General features: G+C 72.1%; 25 protein-coding genes, 4 tRNA genes and 6 pseudogenes. 14 read left to right on the plus strand and 21 right to left on the minus strand.

Going from position 1 to position 24,229, the window contains the following annotated elements; genetic code table 11:
• Positions 1–141: 141 nt before the first annotated feature.
• A pseudogene (gene rplL, locus AC38ZX_RS17165) lies at positions 142–535 on the minus strand (50S ribosomal protein L7/L12).
• Positions 536–619: 84 nt separating this feature from the next.
• Positions 620–1,152, minus strand: a pseudogene (gene rplJ / locus AC38ZX_RS17170) (50S ribosomal protein L10).
• 319 nt (positions 1,153–1,471) lie between these two features.
• Here rplJ and AC38ZX_RS17175 point away from each other — a divergent pair.
• Both AC38ZX_RS17175 and AC38ZX_RS17180 read left to right on the plus strand, forming a co-directional pair.
• The gene (locus tag AC38ZX_RS17175; protein WP_426593042.1) at positions 1,472–1,891 is read left to right on the plus strand and encodes a DUF4383 domain-containing protein; all 420 of its coding nucleotides are present in this window, start codon (positions 1,472–1,474) and stop codon (positions 1,889–1,891) included.
• The gene (locus tag AC38ZX_RS17180; RefSeq protein ID WP_426593043.1) at positions 1,891–2,448 is read left to right on the plus strand and encodes a hypothetical protein; all 558 of its coding nucleotides are present in this window, start codon (positions 1,891–1,893) and stop codon (positions 2,446–2,448) included. The genes AC38ZX_RS17175 and AC38ZX_RS17180 overlap by 1 nt, the downstream gene beginning before the upstream one ends.
• A gap of 3 nt (positions 2,449–2,451) precedes the next feature.
• On the opposite strand, the gene AC38ZX_RS17185 is transcribed toward AC38ZX_RS17180, so the two are convergent.
• Genes AC38ZX_RS17185 through AC38ZX_RS17195 form a run of 3 tightly spaced genes read right to left on the minus strand, consistent with a single transcriptional unit; the run spans position 2,452 to position 5,010 of the window.
• Positions 2,452–3,171 carry a CHAT domain-containing protein gene (locus AC38ZX_RS17185; protein WP_491295294.1) on the minus strand — a complete coding sequence of 240 codons (720 nt, stop codon included), beginning with the start codon at positions 3,169–3,171 and terminating at the stop codon, positions 2,452–2,454.
• Complete coding sequence (locus AC38ZX_RS17190; protein WP_491295295.1) at positions 3,072–4,565, minus strand: hypothetical protein; 1,494 nt, start codon at positions 4,563–4,565, stop codon at positions 3,072–3,074. Before AC38ZX_RS17190 ends, AC38ZX_RS17185 begins: the two co-directional genes overlap by 100 nt.
• Entirely contained in the window at positions 4,534–5,010 is a 477-nt protein-coding gene (locus tag AC38ZX_RS17195) for a hypothetical protein (RefSeq protein WP_491295296.1), read from the minus strand. The genes AC38ZX_RS17190 and AC38ZX_RS17195 overlap by 32 nt, the downstream gene beginning before the upstream one ends.
• A gap of 382 nt (positions 5,011–5,392) precedes the next feature.
• On the opposite strand from AC38ZX_RS17195, the gene AC38ZX_RS17200 reads away from it, so the two are divergent.
• Together AC38ZX_RS17200 and AC38ZX_RS17205 are read left to right on the plus strand one after the other, a co-directional pair.
• Positions 5,393–6,574, plus strand: coding sequence for a S8 family peptidase (locus tag AC38ZX_RS17200; RefSeq protein ID WP_491295297.1), 1,182 nt, complete (start codon positions 5,393–5,395; stop codon positions 6,572–6,574).
• A gap of 68 nt (positions 6,575–6,642) precedes the next feature.
• Positions 6,643–7,758, plus strand: a complete 1,116-nt coding sequence (locus tag AC38ZX_RS17205; protein WP_491295298.1) for an RNA polymerase sigma factor — start codon at positions 6,643–6,645, stop codon at positions 7,756–7,758.
• 63 nt (positions 7,759–7,821) lie between these two features.
• Here the strand turns inward: AC38ZX_RS17205 and rplA are convergent, their stop codons facing one another.
• From rplA to AC38ZX_RS17235, 6 genes are all read right to left on the minus strand, one after another.
• A complete protein-coding gene (rplA, locus tag AC38ZX_RS17210; RefSeq protein ID WP_491295299.1) occupies positions 7,822–8,541 on the minus strand; it encodes a 50S ribosomal protein L1 in 720 nt (239 codons plus the stop codon).
• 77 nt (positions 8,542–8,618) lie between these two features.
• Positions 8,619–9,050: a 50S ribosomal protein L11 gene (rplK, locus tag AC38ZX_RS17215; RefSeq protein ID WP_491295300.1), complete on the minus strand. Its 432-nt coding sequence runs from the start codon at positions 9,048–9,050 to the stop codon at positions 8,619–8,621.
• Positions 9,051–9,117: 67 nt separating this feature from the next.
• Positions 9,118–9,930 (minus strand): transcription termination/antitermination protein NusG, encoded by an 813-nt coding sequence (gene nusG, locus AC38ZX_RS17220; protein WP_426593049.1) that lies wholly within the window; start codon positions 9,928–9,930, stop codon positions 9,118–9,120.
• An 85-nt stretch (positions 9,931–10,015) separates the two neighbouring features.
• Positions 10,016–10,102 (minus strand): hypothetical protein, encoded by an 87-nt coding sequence (locus AC38ZX_RS17225; RefSeq protein ID WP_491297468.1) that lies wholly within the window; start codon positions 10,100–10,102, stop codon positions 10,016–10,018.
• A 17-nt stretch (positions 10,103–10,119) separates the two neighbouring features.
• Positions 10,120–10,293 carry a hypothetical protein gene (locus tag AC38ZX_RS17230; RefSeq protein ID WP_491295301.1) on the minus strand — a complete coding sequence of 58 codons (174 nt, stop codon included), beginning with the start codon at positions 10,291–10,293 and terminating at the stop codon, positions 10,120–10,122.
• Positions 10,294–10,431: 138 nt separating this feature from the next.
• Positions 10,432–10,504, minus strand: a tRNA-Trp gene (locus tag AC38ZX_RS17235).
• 282 nt (positions 10,505–10,786) lie between these two features.
• Here AC38ZX_RS17235 and AC38ZX_RS17240 point away from each other — a divergent pair.
• Positions 10,787–12,011, plus strand: a pseudogene (locus AC38ZX_RS17240) (pyridoxal phosphate-dependent aminotransferase).
• A gap of 1 nt (position 12,012) precedes the next feature.
• Positions 12,013–13,026: pseudogene (locus AC38ZX_RS17245) on the plus strand (adenosine deaminase).
• A 65-nt stretch (positions 13,027–13,091) separates the two neighbouring features.
• Here AC38ZX_RS17245 and AC38ZX_RS17250 read toward each other — a convergent pair.
• Positions 13,092–13,469, minus strand: a complete 378-nt coding sequence (locus AC38ZX_RS17250) for a hypothetical protein (RefSeq protein WP_491295302.1) — start codon at positions 13,467–13,469, stop codon at positions 13,092–13,094.
• Here AC38ZX_RS17250 and AC38ZX_RS17255 point away from each other — a divergent pair.
• Together AC38ZX_RS17255 and AC38ZX_RS17260 are read left to right on the plus strand one after the other, a co-directional pair.
• The gene (locus AC38ZX_RS17255) at positions 13,459–14,022 is read left to right on the plus strand and encodes a hypothetical protein (RefSeq protein ID WP_491295303.1); all 564 of its coding nucleotides are present in this window, start codon (positions 13,459–13,461) and stop codon (positions 14,020–14,022) included. The genes AC38ZX_RS17250 and AC38ZX_RS17255 overlap by 11 nt on opposite strands.
• The gene (locus tag AC38ZX_RS17260) at positions 14,019–14,402 is read left to right on the plus strand and encodes a GntR family transcriptional regulator (protein ID WP_491295304.1); all 384 of its coding nucleotides are present in this window, start codon (positions 14,019–14,021) and stop codon (positions 14,400–14,402) included. Before AC38ZX_RS17255 ends, AC38ZX_RS17260 begins: the two co-directional genes overlap by 4 nt.
• On the opposite strand, the pseudogene AC38ZX_RS17265 reads toward AC38ZX_RS17260, so the two are convergent.
• The 3 genes and pseudogenes from AC38ZX_RS17265 to AC38ZX_RS17275 all read right to left on the minus strand — a co-directional run bounded on the left by AC38ZX_RS17265 (position 14,392) and on the right by AC38ZX_RS17275 (position 18,177).
• Positions 14,392–15,487 (minus strand): annotated as a pseudogene (locus tag AC38ZX_RS17265) (UDP-N-acetylmuramate dehydrogenase). The gene AC38ZX_RS17260 and the pseudogene AC38ZX_RS17265 overlap by 11 nt on opposite strands.
• 63 nt (positions 15,488–15,550) lie before the next feature.
• The gene (locus tag AC38ZX_RS17270; RefSeq protein WP_426593054.1) at positions 15,551–16,753 is read right to left on the minus strand and encodes an MFS transporter; all 1,203 of its coding nucleotides are present in this window, start codon (positions 16,751–16,753) and stop codon (positions 15,551–15,553) included.
• A gap of 26 nt (positions 16,754–16,779) precedes the next feature.
• Positions 16,780–18,177, minus strand: coding sequence for an MFS transporter (locus AC38ZX_RS17275; RefSeq protein WP_491295305.1), 1,398 nt, complete (start codon positions 18,175–18,177; stop codon positions 16,780–16,782).
• A 217-nt stretch (positions 18,178–18,394) separates the two neighbouring features.
• Here AC38ZX_RS17275 and AC38ZX_RS17280 point away from each other — a divergent pair, with 217 nt between their 5' ends.
• Complete coding sequence (locus AC38ZX_RS17280; RefSeq protein WP_491297469.1) at positions 18,395–19,456, plus strand: LacI family DNA-binding transcriptional regulator; 1,062 nt, start codon at positions 18,395–18,397, stop codon at positions 19,454–19,456.
• Between the two features lie 8 nt (positions 19,457–19,464).
• Here the strand turns inward: AC38ZX_RS17280 and AC38ZX_RS17285 are convergent, their stop codons facing one another.
• The 5 genes from AC38ZX_RS17285 to AC38ZX_RS17305 form a co-directional block, all read right to left on the minus strand.
• Positions 19,465–19,869: a MaoC/PaaZ C-terminal domain-containing protein gene (locus tag AC38ZX_RS17285; RefSeq protein WP_426593056.1), complete on the minus strand. Its 405-nt coding sequence runs from the start codon at positions 19,867–19,869 to the stop codon at positions 19,465–19,467.
• Positions 19,866–20,315 (minus strand): FAS1-like dehydratase domain-containing protein, encoded by a 450-nt coding sequence (locus AC38ZX_RS17290; RefSeq protein ID WP_426593057.1) that lies wholly within the window; start codon positions 20,313–20,315, stop codon positions 19,866–19,868. Before AC38ZX_RS17290 ends, AC38ZX_RS17285 begins: the two co-directional genes overlap by 4 nt.
• A gap of 8 nt (positions 20,316–20,323) precedes the next feature.
• Complete coding sequence (rpmG, locus tag AC38ZX_RS17295) at positions 20,324–20,494, minus strand: 50S ribosomal protein L33 (RefSeq protein ID WP_029290226.1); 171 nt, start codon at positions 20,492–20,494, stop codon at positions 20,324–20,326.
• Positions 20,495–20,578: 84 nt separating this feature from the next.
• Positions 20,579–20,652, minus strand: a tRNA-Met gene (locus tag AC38ZX_RS17300).
• A 60-nt stretch (positions 20,653–20,712) separates the two neighbouring features.
• Positions 20,713–20,785 (minus strand) — tRNA-Thr (locus AC38ZX_RS17305).
• Between the two features lie 518 nt (positions 20,786–21,303).
• On the opposite strand from AC38ZX_RS17305, the gene AC38ZX_RS17310 reads away from it, so the two are divergent.
• From AC38ZX_RS17310 to AC38ZX_RS17325, 4 genes are all read left to right on the plus strand, one after another.
• Positions 21,304–21,915, plus strand: coding sequence for a caspase family protein (locus tag AC38ZX_RS17310; protein ID WP_491295306.1), 612 nt, complete (start codon positions 21,304–21,306; stop codon positions 21,913–21,915).
• A complete protein-coding gene (locus tag AC38ZX_RS17315) occupies positions 21,885–22,223 on the plus strand; it encodes a hypothetical protein (protein WP_491295307.1) in 339 nt (112 codons plus the stop codon). The genes AC38ZX_RS17310 and AC38ZX_RS17315 overlap by 31 nt, the downstream gene beginning before the upstream one ends.
• Positions 22,224–22,228: 5 nt before the next feature.
• Positions 22,229–22,528: a hypothetical protein gene (locus AC38ZX_RS17320; protein ID WP_491295308.1), complete on the plus strand. Its 300-nt coding sequence runs from the start codon at positions 22,229–22,231 to the stop codon at positions 22,526–22,528.
• 128 nt (positions 22,529–22,656) lie between these two features.
• A complete protein-coding gene (locus AC38ZX_RS17325) occupies positions 22,657–23,472 on the plus strand; it encodes a hypothetical protein (protein WP_491295309.1) in 816 nt (271 codons plus the stop codon).
• A 20-nt stretch (positions 23,473–23,492) separates the two neighbouring features.
• Here AC38ZX_RS17325 and AC38ZX_RS17330 read toward each other — a convergent pair.
• Positions 23,493–23,574 (minus strand) — tRNA-Tyr (locus AC38ZX_RS17330).
• A 145-nt stretch (positions 23,575–23,719) separates the two neighbouring features.
• Here AC38ZX_RS17330 and AC38ZX_RS17335 point away from each other — a divergent pair.
• Positions 23,720–24,224: pseudogene (locus AC38ZX_RS17335) on the plus strand (YajQ family cyclic di-GMP-binding protein).
• The last annotated feature ends 5 nt before the right edge of the window (positions 24,225–24,229 follow it).

Below are 24,229 nucleotides of genomic sequence, written 5' to 3' on the forward strand. Positions count from 1 at the left end.
GCACCGGAGCGTGCCGACGAAAGTCCGTCGGTGCAGAGTCCACCCGGCGCCCATCCCCGGCACAGCAACGAGGCCCGCATCCGTGGGGATGCGGGCCTCGTCGGAACGACAGTCCAGTCAGGAGGACCGGGTAGGCTCAGATCACTTGAGCGTGATCGTGGCGCCGGCGCCCTCGAGTCTGCTCCTTGGCCTTCTCGGCGGCCTCCTTGGTGACGCCCTCCAGAACGGCCTTGGGGGCGGCGTCGACGACGTCCTTGGCCTCCTTGAGACCGAGGGACGTGAGGGCGCGCACCTCCTTGATGACCTGGATCTTCTTGTCGCCGGCAGCCTCGAGGATGACGTCGAAGGAGTCCTTCTCGTCCTCCTCCTCGACGGCCGCGGCGCCACCGGCGCCGGCGGGAGCAGCGGCAGCGGCGACCGGCGCGGCAGCGGTGACCTCGAAGGTCTCCTCGAACGCCTTCACGAACTCGGAGAGCTCGATGAGGGAGAGCTCCTTGAACGCGTCGATGAGCTCGGTGGTGGTGAGCTTCGCCATGATGGCGGTTCCTTCCGTTCGATGCCCGGCGGCCGTTGCGGCCTTACTCGGGCAGTGGGTATGTGAGCGCCTGGGCCGGATGGCTCAGGCAGCGACCTCGGCCGACTCTTCCAGCTTGAGCCGGAGGGCGTCGACGGTGCGTGCAGCCTGAGCAGCGGGGGCGGTGAACAGGTAGGCCGCCTGGAACAGCGACGCCTTGAACACGTTGGCCGCCTTGGCCAGCAGAACCTCACGGGACTCGAGGTCCGCGAGCTTGGTGACGTCCGCAGCGGTCAGGGGGCGCCCGTCGAGGACACCACCCTTGATGACCAGTGCCGGGTTCGCCTGGGCGAAGTCACGCAGTCCCTTGGCCGCCTCGACCGGGTCGCCGGAGACGAAGGCGATCGCCGACGGGCCCGCGAGCACGTCGTCGAGGCCCTCGAGGCCGGCATCCTTGGCCGCGATCGCGGTCAGCGTGTTCTTCACCACGGAGTACGTTGCGTTGCCGCTGAGCGCCTTGCGCAGCTTCTTAGCTGAGCAACGGTGAGCCCGCGGTACTCGGTCAGCACAGCCGCGTTGGACTCGCGGAACAGGTCCGTGAGCTCTGCGACAGCGGCTGCCTTGTCCGGCCTCGCCATGGCAATCCTTCCGATGGTGGTGCCACCGGTCGTCACGCCCCACAAACGAAAGAGCCCCGCGCAGGCGCGGGGCTCGGCGTCAGGATCGGCTTGCGCACGACCCGTCCGGGAACACTCACCTGCGCTGGCCTCCGCGTGAGCGGGACTTCGGGCGACTGTCAGGCGCTCACTGCGTGGGCGCACGACGGTCGACGACCGGCGGTCTTTGGATGTGACCAGAGTACGTGACGCCTGCGTGACAGCCAAATCCGTCCCATCCGAGCCGGCCGGCGCTCCGAACTCCCCGTGAACGATCCACCTCACCAGGGAGGCAGTACCCATGTCCCAGTCACCGAACCGCCTGATCGGCGCGATCTTCGGGATCGTCTACCTGCTCGTCGGCGTCGCCGGCTTCTTCGTCACCACCAACGTCGCGTTCGCCGCCACCGCGGGCAAGCCGCTCGTCGTGTTCGACGTCAACCCGCTGCACAACATCGTCCACCTGCTGGTGGGCGCTGCCCTGTTGATCGGCTCGTTCACCGTGCGCTCGGCGAAGGCCGTGAACGCGACCGTCGGCGGCGTCTACCTGCTGGTCGGGATCGTCGGCCTGTTCCTCGTCGGGTCGTCGGCGAACATCCTTGCCCTGAACGGCGCCGACAACGTGCTGCACTTCGCCTCCGCGATCCTGCTGCTCGGCGTGGGGCTGTCCGCCGACCGCTCCCCCGCGCCGGCGCGTGCCACCGCCGGCCGGACCCCGTGATGACCGCGCTGCCGCTGCCGTCCGAGAGCGCGCGGTCGTTCATCGGTCGAACCTGGTCCGCGTACGCCGCGCTCGGCGCCGGGCTCGTGCTCCTGGCGCTCGCCTCGGAGCACCTGGCCGGGCACCTCACGCTGGGCGTCGCGCTCGCGGCCCTCGGCATGGCCGAGCTGCTCTGGGCCGTGCTGGCCCTGCGGGGTCCGGCCCCGGCCCCGCGCACCGCGCTCGCGGTGCTTCTTGTCGGTGGCGGCGGTTGGCTGGGTGCGTCGGTGCTCGTCGACGGCGTGCTCTCCGGGGCAGACCTGGCGGCCGGCGCCCTGCAGCTCGTCGCGGCCGTGCTGCTGGCGGTCGCCCTGCGACCGGTCCTCGTCGTGACCGTCGTCGGGTCGCCCGAGCCCGTCGTCGAGACCTCTCCGGCCGGCAACGGCACGCGGCTCGCGGCCCTCACGCTCGGCTCGCTGCTGTTCGCCTCGATCACGGTGCCCGGCCTGGCCGCCACCGACGCCGGCGACCAGGCGCACATGCCTGGGATGCCGGCCATGTCGTCGATGCACCACTGAGCCTCAGGCGGCCCCGTGGGCGCTGAACGTGCACCAGTTGACGAACCCCTCGGGGCTCTCGTGGTCGATGCGGCCGCGGGCCGCGTGCAGGGCGCGCGCGAGCGTCAGTCCCTCGCGCAGCCCGCGGTGCAGCTCGAGCATCAGGTCGACGGCGGCCACGTCCGGGACGGCCGCGATGCTGGCGACGACACCCGCGGTGCCCTGCGCGAGCATCGCGCTGACGAACCCGAGCACCTCGTCGCCCAGGTACGCGACGTCCGCGCCCGAGTGGCACGACGCCAGCACGAGGCGGTGCGGCGCGACGCCCGCGCCGTGCAGCTCCTGGACCGTCACCGGCCCGTCGGCGAGCAGCAGCGAGGAGAACATCGGGTTGTCCGCACGCGGCGTGCCGTGGCAGGCGAGGTGGGCGAGGTCGGCGTCCGCGAGCGCGGCCACGACCGCTTCCGCCGTCCCGGAGTCCGGCTCGAGGACCGTCGCGCCGGGGTGGAGGTCCGCGAGTGCGTCGACCTCTTCCCGTGCGCCTTCGAGGCCCGGGCCGGCGACCAGCACGGTGTCGCCCTGATCGCTTCTCACGAGCGCCGCTCGGCGCGTGCGGACCCAGACGGTGGCTGACGGCGCCTGCGTCAACGGCCCGTCGTGCAGGCACGACCACGGCACAGCGTGCAGCAGCCCGACAGGCACGACGACGAGCTCGTCGTCCGCACCCACGCCGAGCGGGGCCACGAGGATCGAACGCAGCCGGGCGATGCGCAGGTCCGCGCCCGCACGTGCCGCTTCGGCAGCCTCCGGGCTGCGCGGGTTCGCCAGCCGCCGCAGGGCGAACAGCAGAGGGCGCAGCTCGTTCTGGACGTCGGCCGCGGCGCCGAGCTCGACCACCCGGGCCCGCCCCCGCCCGACGACGACGGCGACGAGCCGCCCTTCGTGGGTCCCAGCTCGACGAGCGTGCGCCCGTCGAGCTCGCCACGCAGTGCGGTCAACCCGATCGGTCGCCTGTCGCTTGCGGGGTCGACGACGGGCTCGACCGCGCGGGCCCACTCCGCGGTACGGATCCGTCCGTCGCCCTCGTTCTCGGTCCTCGCGACCGAGCGACCCGCGTTCCCGGCGTCCTGCTCGCGAGCGTCGGGGCGCTGAGCCAAGGTCTCGATCGTGCGCGGGAGCCTCGCGGAGAGCGCTGCCGCTCGCGTGCGTTCCATCCAGGCCAGCGTCTGCGCGGCGGAGCCGGTCTCGAGCAGGATGCCGAGCCCGATCTCGCCGAGCTCGGCTCCGTGACCGGAGGCCAGGGCGCGCAGCTCGATGGTGGGCAGGCTGGATCGGTGCACCGCCAGGTCACGCAGTCCCGCGCGGCACTGGACCAACGCAGACGCCGAGCTTCGTCTCGCCCTGTCCGCGAGCGCGGCGGCCAACCTGCCGCGCACCCGGACGAGGACCTGACCCTGTCGGCCGAGCTCGTACGCGCGGTACAGCGTGGGCATCGCGTCACGGGGACGGTCGGCGTCGAGGGCGACCCGACCGGCGACCAGGTAGGCCTCGACGGCGCTGTGCAGATGCCCTGCACGCTCGAGGTTCGCCGCTGCCCGACGCGCCGCGCGCAGCTCGGTCACCCCGGCCGAGCCTGCGCGCAGGCGCGCCTCGACACCGATGACCACGGCCTTGTCGCGCCAGCCGGCGCGGTGCTGGCGCCTGGCCTCGCCTGCTGCGGCGTCGGCAAGGTCCCGGGCCGCCTCCAGCTCGCCCATGAGCAACGAGATGCGGGCGAGCCGGAGCTTGGCCTCGGTGGCCATGAGGGCGCTGCCCATCGCGACGAGCTCCACGACGGCGCGCTCGGCCGCGGACCTGGCCTCGGGCAGCAGCCGCAGGTCCACCATGGCGTCGGCGTACTCGTAGTAGTACTCACCGAGCGGCATGTCCGCGTCCGTCTGCACCTGCGCGGACCGCTCGAAGTCCAGCAGGCCCTCCGACAGGCGTCCGGCCCGAACTGCGATCCACGCGCGCGTCTGCAGGACAGGACCGAGGTAACCGGGCGCGTCGGCCGACATCGCGACCGCGGCGTCGGCCTGCTCGAGGGCCTCGTCGTAGGCACCGCGCTCAGCCAGCGCGAGCGCGAGGTTGTTGTGCACGAGCCTGCCGACGAACTCCGCTGACCCCACCCGCGAGCAGCGCCCGGTAGCGGGCCTCGGCCTCCGCCGGCATCCCCGCGTTCTGTGCCACGACGGCTCGCGACACGAGGATCCGATCGAGGAACCGGGCGCGCTCGTCCGTGTCGATGTCTGTTGCACGACTGATCGCGGCGAGCGCGGCATCGAGATCGCGCGCGGAGGCATTGACCCGGCCGAGCTCCTGGAGGTCCGTCGCACGCGTGACGAGTGCTCCGGCAGCCACCGAGTGCAGCTCGTGCCGACGAGTCACACGCACGGCCTCGTTGAGCAACCGGCGCGCGCCCAGGTCGTCCAGCTGCATCCGGCGCGCCACCGCGAGCAGTCGCAGGCTCAGGCCCAGGATCTCGGGGTCCTTCCGCCGCCGTGCGGCGGCCACGGCGGCCGCGGCCTGGGCCTCGACGGACACCGGGTCGGCATCGGCGGCAGCAAGGAGCGAACGCACGTGTATCAGGAGGGCATCTCGGCTCTCTGACAGTGCGAGGGGATCATTGTGTGGGGTCGTCGGACCGGCTTCGACCCCGTTCGGGCACATCTTGCGCAGTCTAGGCGGAACGTGAAGGAGCAGACGTGAGTGTTTTCTCGGACGACCCCGCGACACCGGGGCGGCCATTCGGCACGGACTATGCCGCGCGGCAGGGCGCCGACGAGGTCGACTCGCGCGTGCGCCTGCACGTACGTCGCCAGGTCGACGAGCTCGTCCAGGGTCGCCTCGACCCGAGCGTGCGGCGGCAGATGAGCGGCACGATCCGCGGGCACTGGTCCACCAGGCGCGGCGTCGAGGCCTCGAGGTGCTGGAGACGAGCAACGGGCAGGAGACGCTGGTGGTCGGCGGCGAGCTGCTGGTCACCGCCCGGTCCTGGGCGGATCCCGCCATCCAGGGCTATCTCACGCGTCGCCGCCTGGAACGTGTCGAGGTCGGCTGCCCCGAGCTGGAGGATCGCCTCGTCCGGTTGCTCACCACGGGGACGGTGCGACCGGGTTACCTCGAGGACACCGTCGACGAGCTGCGTCGCCGCGGCGCTGCCGCCTCCCTGACCCACATCACGCCCCTGGCCGGGGTCCTGAAGCCGCACAGCGCCTCCGTTCCCACCATCGGCACGTTCGAGGACTACGGCACGCACCCGACCGGCGACGGCAGCGGCGCGAACGTCGCGGTCATCGACACCGGCATCGACGGCACCCTCCGGAGCGACGGCTGGTTGACGGGGATCGAGCGCCGCTCCGACGTCCCGGCAACTCATGCCGACGAGGCGAACGTCGACCCGCTCGACAACGATCCGGACGACGGCTTCCTCGACTTCTCGGCGGGGCACGGCACGTTCGTCAGCGGAGTCGTCGCGCAGGTCGCGCCCACCGCGGACATCGAGGTCTACCGGGCCCTGAGCACCGCGGGTGCGGGCAGCGAGATCGAGGTCGCGTGCGCCCTGATCCGCGCGGTTCGTGACGGCGCGGACGTGGTCAACCTCTCGCTCGGCGCCCAGACCCAGTACGACCAGCCCTCGCTCGCCCTCGCCGCGGCGCTCGACGTCGTGCGGGAGATCGAGATCGAACGGGCCCGTGAGGTGCTCGTCGTGGCCGCGGCCGGCAACTTCGGCGACACGACGCCGGTGTGGCCGGCGGCGTTCCGGCGGGTCGTCTCGGTCGCGTCGCTGACTGCCGACCTGCGGCCGAGCGCCTTCTCCAGCAGGGGGTCGTGGGTCGACTGCGCCGCGATCGGCGAGGGGATCCTGTCGCCGTTCGTGACGGGCGAGCAGTCGCCGGACTTCACGCCGGACCCGGAGTCCTTCCCCGAGAACGCCTTCGCCCGGTGGAGCGGCACGTCGTTCGCCGCGCCGCAGGTGGCGGGGGCTGTCGCGCGGCTCATGCACGAGCGCGGCCTCGGAGCCCGGGAGGCCTACGTCCAGCTGTTGGCCACGGGCACACCGCTGCCGGACTTCGGCCGGACCTTCAGCATCCTGCCGGGCGTGTAGCCATGCTGGGCACGCTGTGGCGGGCGCGTCATGATGGCATCCACGTCGAGAGACGAAAGGATGAACGCGTGGACACCGACGACCCCTACCGAACGTGGGACTCGCCGGCGCTGGTCGCGGGCGCGCTCGACGGCGACCAGCGCGCCTGGACCGAGATCGTGCGGCGCTACGCTCCCGCGGTCATCGCACGGGTGCGGCAGTTCCGGCTGACGCCGCACCAGGCGGAGGACGTCGCCCAGACGGTGTGGCTGAACCTGCTCGAGAACCTCGACAAGCTGCGCGACCCGCACGCCCTGCCCGGCTGGATCGCGACGACGGCGCGGCACGAGTGCATCCGCGTCACCAACCTCAACCGCCGCACGGTGCCGGTCGACCCGCAGGGCGGCCGTCTCGACGGCGCGGCGGAGTCCGACCTCGACCAGCAGATCCTGCTGGTCGAACGCGAACGCGCGCTGCGCGACGGGCTCGCCGAGCTTCCCCACGCACCAGCGCGAGGTGCTGCTCATGCTCTCGGTGGACCCACCCCTGCTACGCCGAGATCGCCGAGAAGCTCGGCGTCCCCATCGGCTCGATCGGCCCCACCCGGGGTCGAGGCCTCGCGCGGCTGCGCGAGACGGCCGCGATCAAGAACTATGTGGCGGCCTGGACGGCCTCCACAGCTGGAGAAGGAGGCCGCGATGTCCTGGCACTCGGATGACCGCGCCCGCACGCCCTGGGCCGACGACGACGCACTGGGTTCGGACCTGGTGACCGCCGTCTCGGAGACGGACCTGTACGACCGCGTGCTCGCGAGCGCGGACCTGGCGTTCCGCGCGCACCGCGGGATGGTCGACGCACGCGCCGGCCTGGAGATGGACCTGATGCTGCTGGAGCTCGTGTACGACTCCGGGGCGATCGACGCACCCGTCGGCGTCCGCGACCGCTCCGGCGGATCGTCGAGGACGCTGGTGTTCGAGGGTGACGCGCTCGGCGTCGAGGTCGAGGTCGAGACCGCCTCGATCGAGGGTCAGCTGATCCCGCCGCGCCCGGGGCACGTGACCCTGCGGACCCCGTCGGGCGACATCGCGTCCGTCGACACCGACGACGTCGGGTACTTCCGGTTCGACGTCCGGCCCGACGGACCGCTCCGCCTGGAGTGCAGCAACGGCGAGGGCACCTGCGTCACGCAGTGGCTGCCCTACTGATCGCAGGCAACACGAAAGGCCCGGTCCGTTCGGACCGGGCCTTTCGTCTGTCAGCAGCCAGCGTCAGGCCGCGTCGTCCTCGGAGGTGAGGTTACGCGTCTTGTTCTGGTCGACCAGGATGCCGGGGCCGTTCGTGGTCGAGAACGTCGCCTTGGCGATGTAGCGGCCCTTCGAGGCGGACGGCTTCAGACGCAGGATCTCGTCGAGAGCCGCGGCGTAGTTCTCCACCAGCTGCACGTCGGTGAACGACGTCTTGCCGATGATGAAGCAGAGGTTCGCGTGACGGTCCACGCGGAACTCGATCTTGCCGCCCTTGATGTCGGCGACGGCCTTGGCCACGTCCATCGTCACGGTGCCGGTCTTCGGGTTCGGCATCAGACCACGCGGGCCCAGGACCTTGCCCAGTCGACCGACCTTGCCCATGAGGTCGGGCGTCGCGACGGCGGAGTCGAAGTCGGTGTACCCGGCCGCGACCTTGTCGATCAGCTCGTCGCCACCGACCTCGTCGGCACCGGCGGCGCGGGCCTGCTCGGCACGCTCACCCGTCGCGAAGACGATGACGCGGGCCGTCTTGCCGGTGCCGTGGGGCAGGTTGACCGTGCCACGGACCATCTGGTCCGCCTTGCGCGGGTCCACACCGAGGCGGAAGGCGACCTCGACGGTCGCGTCGTACTTGGTGGTCGACGTCGCCTGCGCGAGCCGGACAGCCTCGAGGGGGCTGTAGAGCGTGCCCACCTCGATCTTCTCGGCGGCGTTGCGGTACGCCTTGCTGTGCTTGGCCATCTGCTTGGTTCTCCTTGTGAGCAGTCGTGGTCTGTCGGGCCGCACATGGCCCTGCCACTGGGGGTGTTACGGGTAGATCAGCCCTGGACCGTGATGCCCATCGAACGGGCGGTGCCCGCGATGATCTTCTCGGCCGCGGCCAGGTCGTTCGCGTTGAGGTCCTCGAGCTTGGTGCTCGCGATCTCGGTGATCTGCGCCTTGGTCAGCGAGGCGACCTTGACGGTGTGGGGCGTGGGCGAACCCTTGGCCACACCGGCGGCCTTCTTGATGAGCTCAGCGGCCGGCGGCGTCTTCGTGATGAAGGTGAACGAGCGGTCCTCGTACACCGTGATCTCCACGGGGATGACGTTGCCGCGCTGCGCCTCGGTGGCCGCGTTGTACGCCTTGCAGAACTCCATGATGTTGACGCCGTGCTGACCCAGCGCCGGACCGATCGGCGGCGCGGGGGTGGCGGCGCCGGCCTTGATCTGGGCCTTGATCAGGCCGGTGACCTTCTTCTTCGGGGGCATGCTGAACTTCCGATCTGTGTTGTGGGCCTACGCCGTGGGCGATGACCCGGTTGCAAACGCGAACAGGTCAGATCTTGGCGACCTGGCTGAACGACAGCTCGACCGGGGTCTCCCGGCCGAAGATGGAGACGAGCACCTTGAGCTTCTGGTTCTCGGCGCTGATCTCGGAGATCGTCGCCGGCAAGGTGTCGAACGGGCCGTCGGTCACGGTGACCGACTCGCCGATGGTGAAGTCGACCTTGATCGCTGCGGCGGCCTTGGCGGCGCTCGCGGCGGTGGTCGGGGTCTTGGGCTCGAGCGACGGCGCGAGCATCGAGAAGACCTCGTCGAGCGTCAGCGGCACGGGCTGGTGCGTGTGGCCGACGAAGCCGGTGACGCCCGGCGTGTGCCGGACGGCGCCCCAGGACTCGTCGGTCAGGTCCATGCGGACGAGCACGTACCCGGGGATGCGCACGCGCTTGACGACCTTGCGCTGCGCGTTCTTGATCTCCACGACCTCTTCCATGGGGACCTCCACCTGGTAGATGAAGTCCTCCATGTTCAGGCTCTGCCGACGGTTCTCCAGATTGGCCTTCACGCGGTTCTCGTAGCCGGCGTAGGAGTGGATGACGTACCAGTCACCGAACTGGCTGCGCAGCTGGGCCTTGAACGCGGCGACGGGGTCCTCGTCGACGTCGGGCTCGGCGTCTTCCTGGACCTCGGCGTCTTCCTCTGCCTCGGCGTCGGACTCGACGTCGTCAGCGGCGTCGCTCTGCGTGGCGTCGACAAGCTCGACACCCTCGGTGTCCCCGGCCGATGCCTCGACCGCCTCGACCGACGCGAGGGCGTCGTCGAGCTCAATCTCGGCGCCCGTCGTGGGCTCCTGCGACTCCTGCGACACGTGCGAACCTGCCTTCTTTAGCGAATGCGCCCCGGCGTGCCGGAGCGATGAGCGCCCGCCGGAGCGGGCGACTGCGGGGGTGGCGTCAGCCGAAGACCCAGAACGCGAGCTTCCCGACCCCGAGGTCGACCACGGTGACGAACGCCATGATCACGGCGACGAACACCAGCACGACGCTCGTGTAGGTGATCAGCTCCGACCGGGTGGGGCGGACGACCTTCTTTCGCCCTTGACCTGACGGAAGAACAAGGCGATCCGTGCGAACAGTCCGGGACGCTCCTTGCCCTTGCGGGCAGGCTTGGTCGACGGGCGCGCCGCCGAACCCTCGGCGTCGGACGCCGCAGCCGGTGCTGTCTCGCTCACGTCGGGCCCCTACGTCTCGTGGTGGTCGGGCTCCGTGTGGAACCCGACGATCGGACGGACCGACGCGTCGCGCCGGACCGACCGGCGGTCCTGCTCACTGCCCGACCCTCCGGGAGGACCCCGACGACCGGACACGTGCAGGGTAGACAGGGCTCGAACCTGCAACCTGCGGTTTTGGAGACCGCTGCGCTACCAATTGCGCCACTACCCTTCGGGGGCCTCGGCCCACCATCACGCGTCGTGCGCGCACCGACGGACACCTCCCGCAGGGGCGTCCGTGCAGGCTCCCGGATCCTTGCCGCGCCGCGCCTTCGCAGACGCACGCAGACTCGCCGGGGCACGGCTCATCATGGCGGATGTCAACCACCGGGGATCTACTCTACGCGACGGCGGCGGCTGGGTCGAACCCGCTCGTCGGGCGCCCGCAGCACCTGCCACGACACCGCCCGCACTGTGAAATGGCGTGGCAACGACGCACGTGACCTCTGCCACTATGGGATCCGTGAGCGAGCAGACGTCCTCCCCCCGTCCCCGCGTGTCCGCACGACTGGCCGCGATCGCCGAGTCGGCGACGCTCGCGGTCGATGCCAAGGCGAAGGCGCTCAAGGCCGCCGGTCGTCCGGTCATCGGCTTCGGCGCCGGAGAACCCGACTTCCCGACGCCCGGGTACATCGTCGACGCCGCGATCGCGGCCGCCAAGGACCCGGTCAACCACCGCTACACGCCGGCAGCCGGTCTGCCCGCGATGCGCGAGGCCGTCGCCGCCAAGACGCTGCGGGACTCGGGCTACGCGGTCAAGCCGTCGCAGGTGCTCGTCACCAACGGCGGCAAGCAGGCGGTGTACCAGGCGTTCGCGGCGATCGTCGACCCGGGCGACGAGGTCCTCCTTCCTGCGCCGTACTGGACCACCTACCCCGAGGCCATCCGGCTCGCCGGCGGTGTGCCGGTCGAGGTCTTCGCCGGCACGGACCAGGGCTACCTGGTCACCGTCGAGCAAGCTCGAGGCGGCCCGCACCCCGAAGACCAAAGCGCTGCTGTTCTGCTCGCCGTCCAACCCCACCGGCGCGGTCTACTCCCCCGAGCAGACGATGGCGATCGGGCGGTGGGCGCTCGAGCACGGGATCTGGGTGATCACCGACGAGATCTACGAGCACCTGACCTACGACCACGCCGTGTTCACGCCCATCGTGCGCGTCGTGCCGGAGCTCGCCGACACGACGATCGTCCTGAACGGCGTCGCCAAGACCTACGCCATGACCGGTTGGCGCGTGGGCTGGATGATCGGCCCCGCCGACGTGATCTCCGCGGCGACCAACCTGCAGTCGCACCTGACCTCCAACGTGGCCAACGTGTCGCAGCGTGCGGCGATCGCCGCGCTGACCGACGACCTGGCCGCGGTGGAGGAGATGCGGTACGCCTTCGACCGGCGCCGCAAGCTCATCGTCAAGATGCTCAGCGACATCGACGGCTTCGAGGTGCCCGTGCCGCAGGGCGCGTTCTACGTGTACCCGTCGGTGCAGGGCGTGCTCGGCCGCACGATCCGCGGCGTCACGCCGACCACGTCGGCCGAGCTGGCCACCCTGATCCTCGAGGAGGCCGAGGTCGCGGTGGTGCCGGGCGAGGCGTTCGGGCCGTCCGGGTACCTGCGCCTGTCCTACGCGCTGGGCGACGACGACCTCGTCGAGGGCGTCCGCCGGATCCAGGCGCTGCTCGCCTAGCGTGCGAGACCTGGCCGCCCTTCCCAAGGCCCACCTCCATCTCCACTTCACGGGCTCCATGCGCGTCTCGACGCTGGCGTCGCTCGCCCAGACCCACGGTCTGCACCTGCCGGACGCGCTCCTCGACGACGACCCGCTGCACGTGCCCGCCGACGAGCGCGGCTGGTTCCGGTTCCAGCGGCTCTACGACGCCGCGCGCGCGTGCGTCCGCTCCGAGGCGGACATGCGCCGGATCGTCGACGAGGCGGCCTTCGACGACGCGTCGGAGGGGTCCGGGCGGCTCGAGATCCAGGTCGACCCGACCTCGTACGCGCCGTTCGTCGGGGGAATCACACCCGCTCTGGAGATCGTGGTCGACGCGGCCCGGTCCGCGTCGCTCGCGCACGGCATCGACATCGGGGTGATCGTCGCGGCGTCCCGCATGCGGCACCCGCTGGACGCCCGGATCCTGGCGCGCCTGGCCGCGCACCACGCCGGCGACGGCCCCGGTCAGGTGATCGGGTTCGGGCTGTCCAACGACGAGCGTCGCGGCGAGACCGCCGAGTTCGCGCACGCGTTCGACATCGCCCGGGACGCCGGGCTGGCCGCCGTGCCGCACGGCGGGGCTGCTCGGCCCGGCGCACGTGGAGGACGTCCTGGACCACCTGCGGCCCGACCGGCTCGGGCACGGCGTGCGGTCCGGCGAGGACCCGCGGGTGCTCGACCGGGTGGTCTCCGCGGGGATCCCCCTCGCCTCTGCCCCGCGTCGAACGTGTCTCTGGGGGTGTACCGGTCGGCCGCGGACGTCCCCCTGCGCGCCTTGGTGTCGGCCGGCGCGATCGTCGCGCTCGGCGCCGACGACCCGCTCCTGTTCCGGTCGCGCCTGCTCGACCAGTACGAGCTCGCGCGCTCCGTGCACGGGTTCTCCGACGACGAGCTGGCCGACCTCGCCCGCGCGTCGATCCGCGCCAGCCGGGCGTCGGACGCGGTCAAGGCGAGGCTGCTCACCGGCGTCGACACGTGGCTGGCCGCCTGACGGCGCCGCAGACTTGACGACGAGCGGCGCGAGGCTGCATTGTGTCAATGTATTGATCCATTGACTCAGGGGAGAGGCCGATGTTTCTGCTCGTACCGCTGATGCTGATGCTCGTGCTCGGCGCGGCCGTCGGGTGGGCGCTGCGGCCCGTGCGCACGACCGCCCCGACGACGCCGTCGCAGGCCTGGATCGCCGCCGAGCGGCACGCCCGCCGCGTCGTCGCAGTCGCGTGGATCGTGCTCGTGCTCGTGCCGGCCCAGATCCTGATCGGTTTCTTCGGCGGGTACCGCATGGTGCAGCCTGCCGGACCGGTGCAGGCCGCCCTCCCTCTCGTCGGCGGCCTGGCGTTCCTCGCGGTGGGCGCCGTGGGCGAAGCTGACCTGGCCGCGCCCGATCGGCGACGTCCGGCGTGCCGGGCTGTCTCGGCGACGCGTGCGGGACATCGCTCCGCGCGGGCTGTCGGTCCTGACGGCGACCTGGGCGACCCTGCTGGCGGCCCTGCTGATCGTGAGCGGTGCGGCGGCCGGCACCGGCGGGCGCTCCCTGTCCTTCCAGAACGGAGAGGTCGTGCGGACGACCAGCCCGTTCCCCGGCTGGTACTACGGGCGGCCCGTCGCGATCGCGCTGGTCCTCGTGCTCACCGCGTGCCTCGGCGTCCTCGTGCTGATAGCCCGCCGACCGCCGGTGAGCGAGACGGCTCCGCACGCCGACGCGGCGTTGCGTCGCACCTCCTGCCGCCGAGTCCTGGCCGGGGTGCAGCTCGTTCTCGCCTGGACGTTCGCAGGCTGCCTCTTCTTCGTCGGCTCGGCCCTGTCGGGTGTCGAGCCGCGCTGGGCGGACGCCTTCGGGCCCGGGACCTCGGTGCTCGTGGGGCACCTGCTCTCGTACGTCTCGCTCGCCATCCCGATCGTGTCCGCCGTCGTCGCGGTCGCGGCATCGCGCGCGCCGGTGACCTCGTCGGCGCTCGGCCAGGGCACGGGGCTGGTGACCGCATGAGCGCACAGCTGGAGGTCGACGTCACCTCCGGTGTCCCGGCGTTCGAGCAGATCCGCGCGCAGGTGGTCGCGCACGTGGCCGCCGGGCGTCTGGTCGCCGGGGACCGGCTGCCGACGATCCGCGCGCTGGCCACCGACCTCGGACTCGCGGCGGGCACCGTCGCCCGCGCGTTCCACGCGCTGGAGGCCGAAGGGGTCGTCGAGACGCGGCGCCGCGCCGGGACCGTGGTCGCCGCGGGCGCCTCGGTCCCGACCGACGTCGCCCGCCGGGCCGCACAGACGTACGTCGCGGCCGTCCGCGCGGTCGGGCTCACCGACGACGAGGCCCTCGTCCTGGTGCACGGCGCGCTGATCGGCACGCCGGTCGACGTCAGAGGCTGACGCCGACCAGGACCGGTTCGGGCTCCAGGGTGATGCCGAACTCGCTCGCGACGCCCGCGCGCACCTGACGGGCGACCGTCAGGAGGTCCTGCGCCGTCGCGGAGCCGCGGTTGGTCAGCGCGAGGGTGTGCTTGGTCGAGAGGGTCGCCGGGCCGGGGGCGCCGAAGCCGCGGGCGAAGCCGGCGCGGTCGATCAGCCACGCGGCGCTCGTCTTGACCAGGCCGTCGTCGGCGGGGAACCGGGGCGCGTCGGCCGGCAGGGCGTCCGCCGCTGCAGGCGTCAGCAGCGGGTTGGTAAAGAACGAGCCCGCGCTCCACGTGTCGTGGTCGGCGGCGTCGAGCACCATGCCCTTGCCCGCCCGCAGCCCGAGGACCGCGGACCGGACCTCGGCGAGCGGCGCCCGCGACCCGACCTCGATGCCGAGAGTGCGGGCGAGCTGGGTAGGTCACCGGGCGGGACAGGTCGCCGGGGCGCAGCTGGAACGTCACGTCGAGGACGACGTAACGCGGCGTCGGACCCCAGGGCGCCTGCGGGTCGTCGTCCGACGGGGACAGCGACCGCTTGAGCAGCGAGGTGCGGTAGCCGAAGGCCAGCGTGACCAGCGGCAGCGTGCGGACGCGGCCCCGGGCGCGGTCCCAGACGCGGACGATCGAGATGCTCTGCGAGACCTCCTGGCCGTACGCGCCGACGTTCTGCACGGGCGTCGCGCCGGTGGACCCGGGGATGCCGGAGAGCGCCTCGATACCGGTCAGCTCCTCCTCCACCGCGTAGCGCACGACCTCGTCCCACGGCGTGCCGGCCGGGACGGTGAGCGTGGCGCCGGCGCAGGCCGACGCGTCCGGCACCTCGACGCCCGAACGGACGTCCCGCACGACCACACCGTCGAAGCCCGCGTCGGCGACGAGCAGGTTGGAGCCTCCACCGACGACGAGCAGCGGCTCGCCGTCTGCGTCCGCGGTGCGCACGGCGTCCAGCAGCTCGGCCTCGGTGGTCGTCTCGACGTACCGAGCCGCCGGGCCGCCGACGCGCAGCGTCGTGAGGTCGGCGAGCGTGGTCCCGGCGGACCGGACGGACGGCCAGACGATCGTCGGGGGGACGGTCGCCGGGGAACAGTCGGCCGTGCTCAGCTCGGTCTGCACGCGACCAGGTTAGTCCCGTGCGCTCGACGGCTCCGCCCGCAAGGGGGCGGCGGCGCTGACCACGCTCAGACCGAGCGCGATCGGCACGATGACGACGAGCAGCGCGTGCCGGTAGCCGACGTGCTGCGCGAGCAGCCCGATCAGCGGTGGGCCGGCCAGGAACGCGCTGTAGCCGATCGTCGCCACGACGCTCACGCGCGCGGGTGCCCGCGACGGCTCGTCGGCAGCGGCGCTGAGCCCGACCGGGAACCCGAAGGCGGCGCCGGCGCCCCAGGCGACCACGCCGATCACGGCGACCCACAGGGTCGGTGCCAGGGCGAAGACGAGCAGGCCGACCAGGGAGAGCAGGGCGCACAACCGCAGGACCACGACGCGCCCGCGCCGGTCGAGCAGGGTGCCGCCGAACCAGCGCATGGTGGTCATCGCCGCGACGAACACCCCGAACGCCAGCGCGCCGAGCGCCTCGGCCGTGCCGAACCCGTCGACCACCGAGAGGCTGACCCAGTCGTTCGCGGAGCCCTCGGTCAGACCGGCGGCGAGCACGATGAGCCCGAGCAGGAGCGTGCGCGGCTCCATCCAGGCGGCCATCGCGCCACGAGCGCCCTTCTCGGGCGACTCGTCGTGGTGCACCTCCGCCGAGGGCAGGAAGCGACGCACGGCGAAGCCCACGACCACCGCCGCGGAGATCACCGCGACCGGGATGTGCACGACGACCGGCACGTGCAGCGCGGCCATGACGGCGGCGATCGCGGCCGCCGCGACGGTGCCGAACGAGAACCCCGCGTGGTACCTGGGCATGATCGTGCGCCCCAGGTGCTGCTCGACGGCGGCGCCCTCGAGGTTCATGGCCGCGTCCCAGACGCCGGTGCCGACGCCGTACAGGACGAGCCCGAGACCGACGACGACCACCTGCCCGAGGGCCACCCCGACTGCGGCGATCGTGAGCCCGGTCGCGTTGAGGACTGCGAACGCGAGAACCGTCCGGGCCGCCCCGAGGCGCTCGACCACCATGCCCGACAGGGGCAGCGACAGCAGCGACCCGACCGCGCCGACCAGCAGGAGGGCGCCCATCTGCGCCGGCGAGAAGCCGAGCCCGTCGCGGATCGCCGGCAGGCGCGCGGCCCACGTCGCGAAGTTGAAGCCGTTGAGGAAGAAGACGACGAACACCGCCGCCGACGCACGTTCGACCAGGCGAGCGTGGGAGGTGGTCACGGGACGATCGTCCTGCACGGACTCGCTCACGGCACACGCACCAGTCGGCGGCGCCGGGCGCGCTGCGACGGGACGACGTGCCGGGCGACGACCGCGGCGACGGGGTCCGGATCGGCGTCGGCGACGAGGGCGACGGGAACGTCGGCGACGACCGGGAGGCCTGCGACTGGCGTCGACCTCTCGGGCGCGACCCGCCGGGCCAGCAGCACGCTGGCCACCATCGCGACCGTGATGAGCACGAGGGCGTGCCGGGCACCGGTCGCGGCCGCGAGGATGCCGAGCAGCGGCGGTGCGGCGATCGACGCCACGGAGGCGAACGACGAGACGACCGCGACCCGACCGGCGGCGCGCATCGGGTCGTCGGACGCGGCCGCGATGCCGATGGGCACGGCGAGCGCGGCGCCGAAGCCCCAGAGCACGATGCCGACCCCGGCGAGCGGGAGCGTCGGCGCGAAGCCGAACGTGAGGAGCCCGACGATCGCGACCGAGCCGGAGGAGCGGAGCACGATCACGCGGCCGAACCGGTCGATGAGTCGGGTGCCGAGCAGCCGGACCAGGGTCATCGCGCCGACGAACACGCCGAGCATGGCGGCGCCGACCGCCTCGGCCTTCTCGAACCCGTCGACGACCGCCAGGGACAGCCAGTCGTTGGCCGACCCCTCGGACAGGGCTGCGGCCATCACGACGACGCCGATCAGGAGCGTGCGCGGCTCGCGCCACCAGTCGAGCGCGGACGCGATCGTGCGGCGGCGCCCGGCCGGCACCGCGGGGCTCGCACCGGACGCTGTGCCCGACGTGGCCACCGGCCCGGACCACGGGCGGTCGCCCGGGGCGGCGGCGAGCACCACACCGCGCAGGGAGCCGAGCCGCCAGGCGACGGCGACGCCCGCGACGAGGGAGAACTGCAGCGCGACGGAGACGTCAGCGCGCGACGCGAGCGCTCCGATCGCGGAACCGACGACCGCACCGATCGAGAACGCCGCGTGGAACTGCGGGATGACCGTGCGACCCATCGCGCGCTCGATCCGCGCGGACTCGACGTTCAGCGGCACGTTGCCCAGCGCGACCGCTACGCCGTTGAGGAAGATGCCGACGCCGAGGAGCGGGACCGAACCGACCGTCGGACCGACGCCCATGAGCACGTACCCGACCGCGAGCACGGCCGTGGACATCAGCAGCGAGGTGCGGCTGCCGAACCGCTGCACCACCATGCCCGCGAACGTCACCGTCAGCAGCGCGCCGAGCGACCCGATCAGGAGCATCAGACCGAGCTCGCTGGTCGACAGGTCGAGGAGGTCGCGCACGGTCGGGATACGGGCGAGCCAGCTCGAGAAGACGATGCCGGTGAGGCCGAACAACCCCATGAGGAGCCAGCGGGCTCGACTCACGGCAGGGGGCAGCCCGGGGTGGGCGGGGTGACTCACGAAGGGCTCCGAGACGGTGGTGGCGAGGGGACGAGCAGTTCGTCCTGGTTCATCGATCGAATCGATTCGATCGACCGACGAACATCGGGGTCGAATCGATTTGAGGGACAGGACCATTCTGCGGGTACGCTGGCCGCTGCGTCAAACAGATTCGCGCTCTGTCAGCTCGAAGGCACGCTCGACGACCCGCAGCAGCGCCGCTCCCGGAGGTCCCGCCCTGTCCCCGACCCGCCCCACGCTCGCCGACGTCGCTGCCGCGGCGGGGGTCTCGGTGTCGACGGCCTCCCTCGCGTTCTCCGGCGCCGGCCCGATCGCGCCGGCCACCCGGCAGCGGGTCCTCGACGCGGCCGTGCAGCTGGACTACTCGGGCCCCAACCCGCTCGGCCAGCAGCTGCGCCGAGGACGCTCGGGCATCGTGGGCGTCGTCGTCGGAGACTCGCTGGGTCGCTCCTTCCGCGACCCGGTCTCGATCCAGGTGCTCGACGGGCTGGTCAGCACGCTGGGACCGCTCGACCTGGGCGTGCTGCTGATCCCCGGCTCGAGCGACCCTGCCGGACCGGCGGTCGACCCGCTGATCGAGACCGCGGCCATGGACGTCGCAGTCCTCATGTGGGGCGGCACCACGGACGACCCGATGCTCGCCGCACTGCGCCGCCGGGGCATCCCGGCGGTGATCGTCGAGGGCAAGAAGGCCGACGACGTGGCCTCGGTGGGCATCGACGACCGGGGCGGCATGCGCCAGGCGACCGAGCACCTGCGCTCGCTCGGGCACACGCGCATCGCGACCGTGACGCTCCCGTTCAACCGGCAGCGCAACGAGGGGCTCGTCGACGAGGACCGGATGACGCACCTCGAGTGGGAGATCACCAAGCGGCGGCTCGGGGGCGTGACCGACGCAGGCGTCACCCCGGTCGCCGTGTACGAGACGCCGGCCTCGCTGGTGGAGCACGGGCGCTCGGCGGGTCTCGTCCTGCTGACCGGTGACGACCGCCCGACCGCGGTCGCCTGCCAGTCCGACCTGCTCGCGTCGGGCGTGGTGCTGGCCGCGCGTGAGCTCGGGCTGCGCATCCCGCAGGACATCTCGATCAGCGGTTTCGACGGGCTCGACCTGCCGTGGCTGGCCCCGGACGTGCTCACGTCGGTGGCACAGCCGCTGGCCGAGAAGGGTGCGGCGATCGGCCACGCGGTCGAGGACCTGCTGGCGGGCGAGCCGCCGACGTCCCGGGGCCTGCCGGTCGAGCTGCGGATCGGCACGACGACCGGACCCGTACCCGCCTGAGGACCGGCCTACAGCCGGACGACGGCCTGAGCCTTGCCCAGCACGCGCGCACCCTCGACGCTCACGGTCAGGTCGATGCGGGCGGTGCCCGCGTCGGCGTCGACCGCCCCGACGACGGCGACGACCTCGATGGTCGCGGCACCCGGGTCGGGCACGGGCACGGGACGCGTGAACCGGACCTGGTAGTCGACGACCTTGCCGGGGTCCCCGGCCCAGTCGGCGACGACGCCGATCGCGGCCCCCATGGTCCACATGCCGTGCGCGATGACGTCGGGCAGGCCGACGGACGTGGCGACGCGCGCGTTCCAATGGATCGGGTTGAAGTCGCCGCTGGCGCCCGCGTACCGCACGAGGCGCGCGCGGTCGACGGTGACCTCACGGCGCGCGACCTCGGTGCCGATCTCGAGACTCATGACTCCTCCGGCCGCACGGCGAGCGTGGAGACCACCGTCGCGACGGGCGACCCGCCCTCGTCGGCGATCTCCGCCCGCGTCGTGATCATGGCCAGCCCGGCGCGCACGGTGATGGAGTCGACGTGCAGGACGGTCACCAGGCGGTCGCCCGCGTGGATCGGCCGGTGGTGCGTGAACCGCTCGTCGGCGTGCACGACGCGGCTGAAGTCGATGCCCGCTGCGGGGTCCTCGAGCAGCTGCGCCTCGGCACGCTGAGCGACCACGACGGCGAACGTCGGGGGCGCGATGACGTCGGGGTACCCGAGCGCGCGCGCCGCCGACGGATCCGTGTGGGCGGGGTGGGACGCACCGACCGCGTCGGCGAACTCCCGGAGCCTCTCGCGGCCTACCTCGTAGGCGGCGTTCGGCGGGTACTGACGACCGGCATACCCGGTGTCGACCGGCATGACCTGGGTCAGCGGGTCTCGCGGTGCAGCGTGTGACGGTTGTCGCGCGGGCAGAACTTCTTCATCTCGAGACGGTCGGGGTCGTTCCGACGGTTCTTCTTCGTGATGTAGTTCCGCTCCTTGCACTCCGTGCACGCGAGCGTGATCTTCGGACGGACGTCCGAGCTCTTGCTGGCCATGGTCTTGCCACCTCTCGCGCCCTCACGGGCACTGTGATTCTCGTCTTTGCGCGCCGGCCGACGCGCTGTTGTGTCACTTGGCGGTAGCGGGAGCGGGACTCGAACCCGCGACACCACGATTATGAGCCGTGTGCTCTAACCACCTGAGCTACCCCGCCACTGTCGGTGTGCAGTCCAGTGCGCCGGTTTGCGCGACACGTCCTTCGAACACACCACAGAGCCCCGAAAGGGAATCGAACCCTTGACCTTCTCCTTACCATGGAGACGCTCTGCCGACTGAGGTATCGGGGCAGCGCGAGCAAGGTTACACGGGCCCTGGGGTCCTCGCGAAATCGATCCCCGGAAGCCGACCCGCGGCCCGTGATCCCGCTCCACGTCGTTGCCCTGCCGTTCGCCCGGGTGCAGGCTTGCTGTGTCCCCACGCGCAGGGAGGCCAACGGTGGCGGGTGTGACCGTGCAGCGTCGCGCCGGGTTCGGACGAGGACCTCGCTGCGGCTCGCTACGTCTGCGCGAGGAGCTGATCGCTCTGGCGGTCGACGACGTGCGGCCGGCCACCGGTGGTGAGGTACCCCCCGGGAGTCGCGGGCCGTCGGTCGCCGAGATCGGGACGCTGCTCGTCTCCCTCGGGCCGTCCTTGCAAGTCCTGCAGAGCCTGGTCCAGGGCATCACCTCGTGGCTCCGGCGCGACCGGTCCGTGTCGGCCGTGAAGGTCTCGATCGACGGCGACGTGCTCGAGCCAGCGCAGCGACGAGCGAGCAGCAGACCGCACTCGTCGACGCCTGGCTCGCGCGACACGGCAGCGCCGTGCGATGACCGTGGACCGGCGCGCCCTGATCGTCGCGGTCGACGACTACGCGGACGCCGGCCTGCGCAGGCTGCTCTCGCCGGCGAGCGACGCCGCCGCGCTCGCCGAGGCGCTCGCAGCCCCGGGTGTGGGCGACTTCACGGTCGACGTCGTGCACAACGGCACCGCCCAGGAGATCCGGGTCTCGGTCGAGGACTTCTTCGCCGACGCCCGGCCCGACGACCTCCTGCTCCTGCACTTCTCGGGCCACGGCCTGAAGAACGCCGGCGGGGAGCTGTTCCTCGCGGCGGCGGACTCCCGACCAGACCGCCTCGCCTCGACCGCGGTCGCGGCGGACTTCGTCAACCGGCAGATGGCCGAGAGCCGCGCGCAGCGGGTCGCCCTGTTCCTCGACTGCTGCTACGGCGGCGCCTTCCCCCGAGGGATGGTCGTGCGCGGGGCCGGCGACGTGCAGGTGCGCGAGGCCTTCGCCGACACGGAACGGACCTCCGGTGGTCGCGGTCGGGTCGTCGTGACGGCCTCCAGCGCGGTCGAGTACGCGTTCGAGGGCGCCGAGGCGCACCCGGGGCGCTTCCCGAACCGTCGGTGTTCACCGGTGCGCTCGTCCGCGGGCTGACCACCGGCGAGGCCGACCGCGACGGCGACGGCTGGGTCGGCCTGCACGAGCTGTTCGGGTACGTCACGGAACAGGTCCGCCGGTCGACCTCGCACCAGACGCCTCACCTGTGGGCGTTCGGCTCCGAGGGCGAGCTGCTGATCGCGCACAGCGGGCGGCGGACGGTCTCGGCCCGCGCACCCGCTGCCGAGCTGCTCGAGGCCGCTCGCAGCCCGTTGTCCGCGACCCGGCTGGGTGTCGCCCTCGAGCTGGGGAGCTGCTGGTCGGGCACGACGTCGCGCTCGCCCTCGGAGCGTGGCAGGAGCTGAACCGGATGCTCGGCGACGACAGTCGCCGGGTGGACGACGCCGTCCAGGCGGCGCTCGCCGAGTGCACGCTGCGTCTCGAACCGCCCGAGTTCCTCGGGATCGCGGCCGACCCGGAGACGGTGCACGAGGTCCGGCTCGTCGGACCGCCACTGGCCCGGTCGGCCACGGCGGCCGTCGACGGTCCGTGGCTGCGCGCCGACGTGGACGACGGCGTGCTGCGTGTGACGTCGGACCCGACGTCGGCGCCGCGCGGGTGGGGAGCGTCCGGGTCGTCACACCGATCGGCGACTCGGCGCTCGCCGTGAGCACGCGCGGGAAGACTCGAGGACGACCGGCGGCGCTCCCCCAGTCCGACGTCCCCGGCACGGTCGGCGGAGCGACCAGGGCAACAACCCCTACCGTTACCGGTGCGCCGGTCGGGAGCCCCGCACCGGTGGTCGCTCGCACTGCACCAGCGGTCGGTGACGCCGCGGCACCAGCCGAGCAGACGACGCCGCAGTGGATCGCCGTCTTCATCGCTCTCGTCTTCGTCGGCATCGCGGTCGCGTGCTCCATGTTCGTCAGCTGGACCGGCAGCGTCACCGAGGACGGCGCGGGCAGCTCACGGGCGCTCGCGATCCCCGCCGTCGTCCTTGCGGTGCTCGTGGTGGCGTCCGTCGCGTGGCCCGCCCTGGGGTCGGTCGCGGTCGGCGCCGCCGCCGGCGGGTTCGTCGCGTACCTCGCGTCCGGCATCTTCATCCTCATGTCCCGGCTCAGGTACGACACGGACGCGCCGTCGTGGCAGGCGCTCGTCGTCGGGTCGGTCTTCGGCGTGCTGCTGGTTCTCACGGCGCTCGCCCTGCGCGGCGACCTCGCACCGCCGCCGCGACTGCGCATGCGCACGACGCCGGCCGCCCTGGTCCTCCTGGTCCTCGGCCTCGGGGCATCGATCGGATTTCCGTTCACGGGGGACAACGGCGAGTCCCTGACGGACACGACCTTCTGGTACCTGGTCCTGCCGGCCGCCTTCGCGCTCGTCGTGGGGTCGGCCCTGCTGGTCCGGGGCACGGCACGGCTGGCACACGTGCTGGACACGGCCGCTTACGCCCTGCTCGTCGTCTCGACGTTCGGGACCATCGCCTGGATGGTCCGCAACGGCGTTCTGGGCACCGTCGCGCTGCTCGCCGTCCTCGGTGCTGTCCTGCTCGCCGGGGCGGTCGTCGTCGACTCTCGCGCCCGAGCAGCCGGAACGCGACAGGCCGGCCCCTGAGGGACCGGCCTGTCGTTCCGTGGCGGGTGAGGGATTCGAACCCCCGTAGGCGTTGCCAGCTGATTTACAGTCAGCCCCCTTTGGCCACTCGGGTAACCCGCCAGGGTCGTGCGCACCGAAACACCTCGGCCACCCAGGGGCGGCCGCGCGAGCAGCGTGCGGGTGGAAGGATAGCAACTCCCGGGCAGTGCTAGCCAAACGGCTGCCGTCGCCCGTGGGCAGGGACCAGCCGAGCAGGAGGAGTGTCATGGCGAGCGAAGCGTCGTTCGACGTCGTCAGCAAGGTCGACCGCCAGGAGGTGGACAACGCGCTGAACCAGGCATCGAAGGAGATCGCCCAGCGGTACGACTTCAAGGGCGTCGGCGCCTCGATCGCGTGGAGCGGCGATAAGATCCTGATGATCGCCAACTCCTCCGAGCGCGTGCTGGCCGTCCTCGACGTCTTCGAGACCAAGCTCATCCGCCGCGGCATCTCGTTGAAGTCCCTGGACACCGGCGAGGACGGCCCCGAGCCCAAGCCGTCCGGCAAGGAGTACCGGCTCGAGGCCCTCATCAAGGAAGGGCTCAGCAGCGAGACCGCCAAGAAGGTGGCCAAGATCGTGCGCGACGAGGGCCCCAAGGGCATCAAGACGCAGATCCAGGGTGACGAGGCTGCGGGTGACCGGGAAGAGCCGCGACGACCTGCAGACCGTCATCGCGCTGCTCAAGGGCGCCGACGTCGACGCCGACCTGCAGTTCACCAACTACCGCTGACGTCC

The sequence above is a fragment of the Cellulomonas sp. McL0606 genome, from assembly GCF_058248365.1.

Bases quoted from the DNA above. Each gene is read 5' to 3' on its own strand.
- rplA (WP_491295299.1), bottom strand. From the start codon at position 8,541: ATGGCCAAGCACAGCAAGGCGTACCGCAACGCCGCCGAGAAGATCGAG.
- AC38ZX_RS17180 (WP_426593043.1), top strand. From the start codon at position 1,891: ATGACCGCGCTGCCGCTGCCGTCCGAGAGCGCGCGGTCGTTCATCGGT.
- AC38ZX_RS17310 (WP_491295306.1), top strand. From the start codon at position 21,304: ATGACCGTGGACCGGCGCGCCCTGATCGTCGCGGTCGACGACTACGCG.
- AC38ZX_RS17250 (WP_491295302.1), bottom strand. From the start codon at position 13,469: ATGTCCCGCACGCGTCGCCGAGACAGCCCGGCACGCCGGACGTCGCCG.
- AC38ZX_RS17260 (WP_491295304.1), top strand. From the start codon at position 14,019: ATGAGCGCACAGCTGGAGGTCGACGTCACCTCCGGTGTCCCGGCGTTC.
- AC38ZX_RS17290 (WP_426593057.1), bottom strand. From the start codon at position 20,315: ATGCCGGTCGACACCGGGTATGCCGGTCGTCAGTACCCGCCGAACGCC.
- AC38ZX_RS17285 (WP_426593056.1), bottom strand. From the start codon at position 19,869: ATGAGTCTCGAGATCGGCACCGAGGTCGCGCGCCGTGAGGTCACCGTC.
- rplK (WP_491295300.1), bottom strand. From the start codon at position 9,050: ATGCCCCCGAAGAAGAAGGTCACCGGCCTGATCAAGGCCCAGATCAAG.
- rpmG (WP_029290226.1), bottom strand. From the start codon at position 20,494: ATGGCCAGCAAGAGCTCGGACGTCCGTCCGAAGATCACGCTCGCGTGC.
- AC38ZX_RS17175 (WP_426593042.1), top strand. From the start codon at position 1,472: ATGTCCCAGTCACCGAACCGCCTGATCGGCGCGATCTTCGGGATCGTC.
- AC38ZX_RS17320 (WP_491295308.1), top strand. From the start codon at position 22,229: ATGCTCGGCGACGACAGTCGCCGGGTGGACGACGCCGTCCAGGCGGCG.